Raw genomic sequence first — 1,321 nt, 5'->3', positions numbered from 1 at the left:
CTTTAGTAATCCCTTCGGTAATAAACCCCGTCGGATCTATTCCATTGAGAGGATTATTTAGGATGTAGCTGTAACGGTTATAGCTCTGAATATTACTTGCAAACTGAATAAATGGATCTGCACTCAAGAATCTCCCAACGTTAGGATCATACACGCGGCCATTCATGTGGATTAAGCCCACACCATCCAGATGCTCGTGGTTGGTAAAGCCACGTTTAGTGATGGTGCTGGTGATTTGCGTAAAATCAATGGCTGGTTGCCAATCCGTCTGACGGCGTTTACCCCAGGGATCATAGCTGAAGCGTTCAATCACTTGGCCATTTTGATCCGTAATGGCGGTGATTGAGCTTAAGTGATCCCGGTGGAAATAATTGACGTTAAGGCCATTGTCGGTGCCGGCATTTTCGGTTTTAGTGATAATGGCGACATCCGCAATGTAATGCTTATGCTGTATTTTACCGGTATCACTGACCACCTTTTCATAAATACCGGACTGGTAGTAAGTCGTGCTGGTGCCTGTGGGTCCATGGTCAATCCGGCGTACCCGTTTTTGATCGGGACCATACACCAGGTCGATTTGATAATCACCACGGATAATCTGATCCGGTTTATCAAAGGCGGTATAGCGCACGGTACGGCCATTACCACTGGTCATGTTGCCGTTGGCATCATAGCAGTAGGTCGCGTTTTGGCTGCCGGTGGTTTGGGTTAACGCATGGGGACCGGCTTGCTGGCTACCACACTTACCTGCGTAACGATAATTACCCACATCCGATTTATGGATGATATTGCCTAACCTATCGTACTGCACGGTGGTAGTTTGAGTGTTGCCACTGAGTAGTGCAGTTACTTCCGTTAAGCGATTGAGTTGATCATAGGCAAAGGTCTCTTGGATCTTCTGTCGTTTATCTTCCCGCTGAGTGAGGTTACCTAACTCATCGTAGGCAAAGTGCAGGTCTTCAATCTGGGTGGTACTACCCATGTAGGTACCACTGTCTTGCAGGTGACCCGTTTGGTTATCAAATACCCGCAGGGTGGTGGCGCCATTACCGTACTGTTGTTGGGTAATATTGCCCAGTGCATCGACCGCTTGCGCTTGCCAGTAGGTGTTGGCATTACCATCAAGAATGGCGGTCAGGTAACCCCGTTCGTTGTAGACTTGTTTCGCGGTGAGTCCGGTAGGGAAGGTGGTTTGTAGAGGACGACTGTATTGGTCGTAGCTATAACTGAGGGTAAAGCTTTCGCCAAACAGGGTTTGCGTTTCTGAGGTTAAACGTCCTAAGTCATCGTACTGATACTGTTGGGTAATGCCATCGACGGT

At 48.1% G+C, this 1,321-nt stretch carries 1 protein-coding gene; it reads right to left on the bottom strand.

All coding sequences use genetic code 11. From position 1 onward, the window contains the following. Nucleotides 1-1,321, bottom strand: a 1,321-nt coding sequence (locus F607_RS0127215; protein WP_027710490.1) for an RHS repeat-associated core domain-containing protein, incomplete at both ends; no start/stop codon positions are given.

This window comes from Zooshikella ganghwensis DSM 15267, assembly GCF_000428585.1.
In the GTDB taxonomy this organism is placed as follows: domain Bacteria; phylum Pseudomonadota; class Gammaproteobacteria; order Pseudomonadales; family Zooshikellaceae; genus Zooshikella; species Zooshikella ganghwensis.
The sequence above is the reverse complement of the archived record's forward strand: the minus strand, read 5'-3'. Positions and strand labels throughout refer to the sequence as shown.